Raw genomic sequence first — 4,717 nt, forward strand, 5'->3', positions numbered from 1 at the left:
CACTGACACATCGTGGCATGTCACCGCGTGTCAGGGGGCATATCAGCACCGAGCGCAGGAAGCCATATCAGCCCCCGCTCTTCGAGGAAGCCGATGCCCGCTTCTCTGCCGCCCTTCTCCACAGCTTCAAGCAACTCGAACCGGGCAGCGGTGAAGCAAATGCGCTTCCACGTGCCGAGCGGCAAGCGGAACAGGTCTTCCGATCCGATCTCCTCTGCGGCGATCTCCTCATCGCTCTTCTCAGCGTCTGCCACCCGTGCCAGGTCAGCCAGGCCCCGAGACCACACCAACTGCACACGCCCCCGAGACCCGGCTACCCACTCACACCAGAGCCGTTCATCCGCCGCGAGATTGGCAGACGCTCCCGTCGACAGGTCTCCGAGAATCTGAAACGGGGTGCGCGACACCTCCCGGCCCTGCTTCCACGCACCGAGCGTGGCCTCAGCAGCAAACTTGCCCGCCTCAATACGCCGCTTCTCCGACTCCGCGAGCCTCTTCGCAGATTCTTGCGCCGCAGCGACGGCATCCGTGGCTTTCGTCTCGTACTTGGACAGCTTCTCCGCGACCTCAGCGCCATGCATGATGCGCAGATCCGCCCCGACATGCGAGGTCGAACCGTCCGTCTCGCGCACTTGCTCGACCGCATCGAGCCGATTCCGGAGCAGCCCTTTGCGCCACAGCTCGAAAATGCTCCGCCGAGCAGCGTCGAGCGTGTCGTCACGATCTTCGAGACCGTGCGGCAACACCTGCGTGTCAAGCACGAGCACAACGTGAAAGTGAACGTGCCAGCCGCTCGACCCGTGCGTGACCTCCGTCGCACGGACGTACCCCAGCGCGCCGAGCGATTCGAGCAGACCAACACGTCGCGCAAGCTCGCCAGTTTCCTTGCGAGGCTTTCGACGGATGCCTGCCCTGTAGTCAGCCCACGCATCACGGTTCTTCGCGACGCGCTTCTCAAACGCCGCTGCGGTCTCGCTGCCCCATCCGCGACCTAGAAAGCGCCACGCCTCGGACAACCCTCCCCAAAGGTCATCGAGCCGCTGCCCTTTGCTGTGTCGCGCGGTCAGCGTCAGCATCGCGACGGTGTAGCCCTTGGCTGTCGCCCACCGCAGCATCTCGCTTAGATCTTCCGTACGCCGGGCGCCGATCTTTGCCGCGCATTGCGGGCACGCCCACACACTCCCGCAGGTCGTCAGACCCGAAAAACCAGCGGGAGCACCCGAGCCGCCACGCACTCCGACACCCTCGTTTGAGCACACGCGATGCCCGCACGCCTGCAGAAATTCTGCCCCGGACACCTCAGCAGCAAGGCGACGAAGCTCATGCCGCTCACGCCGACGAGCAGCAGCCGTGGTTACCTCTCCGGCAACATTCACGGTCGTACCAAGGGCCGCGCTGCGCGCGGCCGCGCTCTGCCGGGGGGCCGCCGCTTGCGCGTGCGGCGCAAGCGCCGTTCGCGCGTCGCCCCCCCGGCAGAGCGCAGAGGAAGACACGCCAACCACACCGGCAGGTGTTGAACCTTGACGGGGGTGCATGGGTACGCTGGGTGTAGCAGCCACAGAGCGGCCTCGATTTTCTTGGTCGAACTTATGCATCGGTCGCCGTGGTGAAGGGTCAGAGATTGCCGTCTCTGGCCCTTCGGCGTATCTGGAGCCTCCCACACGACCACGGCATCACGTGGGAGGCACGCCACATGAGGCGTCATCTACGGGGAGGCGTCGAGCGGTTCTGTCCGATCACGGGGGCTAAGCCCATCGCCGTGCGGCTCGCGGTTCGACATGTCGATGGTACGCCGCAGGTGCGCGACAGCGGTTGCGACGCGGCGTAAATCGATCTCTTCGAGGTGCGCGAACCTGACGAGCTCGCGGCTTCCCGTCTCCGTTGAGACGACGGCGTAACCGGCTTCGTGAGGCATGTCCGTTGCGGACGGGTCACCGTCGCCAGGCGCAGAACCGAGAACCGCGCGTTCGGCCTCGGGGGTCTTGACGCGGAAGGCAATCGCACTGGCGGCGTTGCTGCCGATCGTCGTAGGCAAGCTGTCCGACGTGGGCTTCTGCGTCGTCGGCACGCACCAGATGCCAGCGGAGCGGCCCTTGCGAACGAGCGTCGCGATAGCGGTCTCGGCGCGCTGTCGCAGGTCGGCAGCGGTTTTGTCTCCGCGAGATACTGCGCCGGGGTCGAGCCACGTTTGGCACTCGTCAACGACGATGACGAGCAGCGGCACCGACTGGGAGGGGCCACCAGTCGTCCAGATCGACGCCCCTCCACGAAGGTCGGGCATCCGGTTAAGTCGGTCGCGCATCACGGCGACAAGGGATTCGAGTTGCTCGACCATGGCGGCGCGGTCTTCGTCGTCCCGGTGAAAGATCGCCGCGCGCGGTTCGATCCACTGCCAGTCGTAACCGCCCTTGCCGTCGAAGATCGCGAACTGAACCGCGGGCGACTGTGCGAGCGTTGCGAGCACCAGCGACAGCCCCGCCGTCTTGCCCGAGCCGGGGAGTCCACCGACGACAGTGCCGGAAACTTCCTTCAACCGCAGGCAAGCAGGCTCCCCGAAGATCGTGTAGCCGTAGGGCACCGCCGCGAAGTCGCCGGTCCACGGCATCGGCTCGACGAGCGGGCGCATGTCGCGCAGCGGTGAGCGCATCACGAGGGACACGACGAGCTTGCCCGGTCTCGTGCGGGCATCGACCTCAACCGCATCGGCCTTCATCGAGTCGCGCAGAGCCTCGCCCAGCTTCGCGATGTCCTCGACGGTCTTGCCGTCCGGGGGGCGCACAGCGAGGCGGATGCCGTGACGTGTCACGCGCAGCCCCCGCAGACGCGGCCCGTACCACGTCACTCGGTCGGAAGCATCCGTCATGACCCGCTCACGTCGAGCGAAACCGCCGCCCTTAACCGTGGGCCACCACCTGTACCAAAGCCACGCGAGCCACCCGATACGACGTAGAGGCGCGACGAGTTCGGCATGAACGTCCGGCCAAAAGTGCTCGACGTGGGCAGACATATACAACCCGCCCACGACGAGCACCGACACGCCGGTGAGACCATGCCAGCCCCACCCGATGTAGGAGACAAGCAGCGAGACGACCACAAGCACCCAGGCGAGACGCCAACGGGCGGCCTGAGACAGCATCAGCCGCCCAATCCGCCCGAGGTCGCTCGGCTCGCGGGTCTCCGCAAGCTCTACGGTCATGCCTTGTCGCCACCCTGCTTCGGGACCTGCACCGGCACCAGACGTTCCACAGTGATGCTGTAGGCCACCCGGCCATTGCTCTCGTACGGCACCACCCAAACACGCCCTTCGGCCTGGAAATCCTCGCGGCGCGAATAGATCGCAGCGGGTTCGAGCACGTGCACGCTCGCCGACTTGTTGACCATCTCTTCGCCGTTGCGAGACACGATCAGCTGACAGCCGCTCGCGTACGTCGGACGGCCATCCGGTGACGGCTTCCCCTCACGAAGCTTCGGTGCCTGGCCGCCGCCCTGAACCACGACGGGCCAAGCCTGCGCGGTTGTGGCGACAGGGAACTCGGTAGCGGGCATGATGCCTCCTAGCTAGGTAATCTAACGATGCGTAAAACAGCTTAACGTATCGTCAGGTTAGTATCTACCTATGGCATCCAGTGACCTCAAACGACGGCAACGAGACATCGCGAACCTTCTTTCAGTCGTAGACCCCGAGGTCGAACGAGCCGCCGAAGCGTTCTTCGAGATCACCCACTCGGAAGACTCGGTACACAGACAGAGCGTGAACGACGCCGCGCTCGACGCCCTCGGCAACATGGCCGATCTAGCCGCAGCAGCGCGCAACGCCACAGAAGCCCTAGCGGTCGCCCTCATGGAGCGAGGTGTCAGCCCGACCGAGGTCGCTAAGCGAGCGGGCGTCTCACGGGTGACGGCTCACGCGTGGCGCAACAAGGCAACCCACTCCAGCTAGTCACTGGCTGGGGTCCGTAAAGGCTGGGTACGAGGGGGCGGCGTCGGCGTCATCCCTCAGCCAATCTTCCCGCGCTACCGCTCAGAGGTGGTGACGGGCGGCAACGTCAGCCGCCTTCGGCGTCTATAGCTGTGGGTCATGGCACCCAGCCGCGAGACCGCCGTACGACGACTACTGCCCGTGGCCCCTCACGCGCCGAAACCGTCCACGCCACGTAGCCGGCTGTTCCGGTTCGGCGGGGGCCGGCGTTGATTCTTGCTCGGGGCCCGGAGCGTTGCGCGCTTCGAGCAGACGTTGCGCGAGGCGCAGATCATGGAGGTTCTGGAGACGTTCGGCGGCGATCGCTTGCCAGCGGTCGCGGTCGGCCTCAGTCACGGTCAACCGCCCGCTCAGGGCGGTTAGCTCCTCGCGCAGCGAGTCGAGTTGCGCGCGAATTTCGGTGGTCTCAGGTGACATGTCAGGCCGTGTCACTGACATGTCAGGGGTGACATGTCGTGGCATGTCAGGCTGAATCGTCCAGCCGACGCCCTCGATTGCGGTGACGGGGACGTGCCAGACCCCATAAGCATCCTTCTCAGCCCCAAAATCACGCAGTTTCGACACTTTGCGGTTGACCGTCGAGAGGGAGACGCCGCAGCGACGCGCAACCTCCGCGAGACCGACGATTCGATGATCTGTCACTGACACATCGTGGCATGTCACCGCGTGTCAGGGGGCATATCAGCACCGAGCGCAGGAAGCCATATCAGCCCCCGCTCTTCGAGGAAGCCGATGCCC

The 4,717-nt window shown here is 65.3% G+C and carries 5 protein-coding genes; 1 reads left to right on the forward strand and 4 read right to left on the reverse strand.

Annotated features, from left to right (window positions below):
• Positions 1 to 20 precede the first annotated feature (20 nt).
• The 3 genes from D1832_RS14890 to D1832_RS14900 form a co-directional block, all read right to left on the reverse strand.
• Positions 21 to 1,076, reverse strand: a complete 1,056-nt coding sequence (locus tag D1832_RS14890; RefSeq protein ID WP_147362743.1) for a rep family protein — start codon at positions 1,074 to 1,076, stop codon at positions 21 to 23.
• A gap of 629 nt (positions 1,077 to 1,705) precedes the next feature.
• Positions 1,706 to 3,196, reverse strand: coding sequence for a hypothetical protein (locus tag D1832_RS14895; RefSeq protein ID WP_147362744.1), 1,491 nt, complete (start codon positions 3,194 to 3,196; stop codon positions 1,706 to 1,708).
• Positions 3,193 to 3,546 carry a hypothetical protein gene (locus D1832_RS14900; RefSeq protein WP_118915166.1) on the reverse strand — a complete coding sequence of 118 codons (354 nt, stop codon included), beginning with the start codon at positions 3,544 to 3,546 and terminating at the stop codon, positions 3,193 to 3,195. Before D1832_RS14900 ends, D1832_RS14895 begins: the two co-directional genes overlap by 4 nt.
• 205 nt (positions 3,547 to 3,751) lie before the next feature.
• On the opposite strand from D1832_RS14900, the gene D1832_RS15205 reads away from it, so the two are divergent.
• On the forward strand, positions 3,752 to 3,940 hold the full coding sequence (locus D1832_RS15205) for a helix-turn-helix domain-containing protein (protein ID WP_147362745.1): 189 nt from the start codon (positions 3,752 to 3,754) through the stop codon (positions 3,938 to 3,940).
• A 171-nt stretch (positions 3,941 to 4,111) separates the two neighbouring features.
• On the opposite strand, the gene D1832_RS15210 is transcribed toward D1832_RS15205, so the two are convergent.
• Complete coding sequence (locus D1832_RS15210) at positions 4,112 to 4,621, reverse strand: hypothetical protein (protein WP_147362746.1); 510 nt, start codon at positions 4,619 to 4,621, stop codon at positions 4,112 to 4,114.
• Positions 4,622 to 4,717: the final 96 nt, after the last annotated feature.

The sequence above is a fragment of the Dermacoccus abyssi genome (assembly GCF_003515945.1).
Taxonomy (GTDB): Bacteria; Actinomycetota; Actinomycetes; order Actinomycetales; family Dermatophilaceae; genus Dermacoccus; species Dermacoccus abyssi.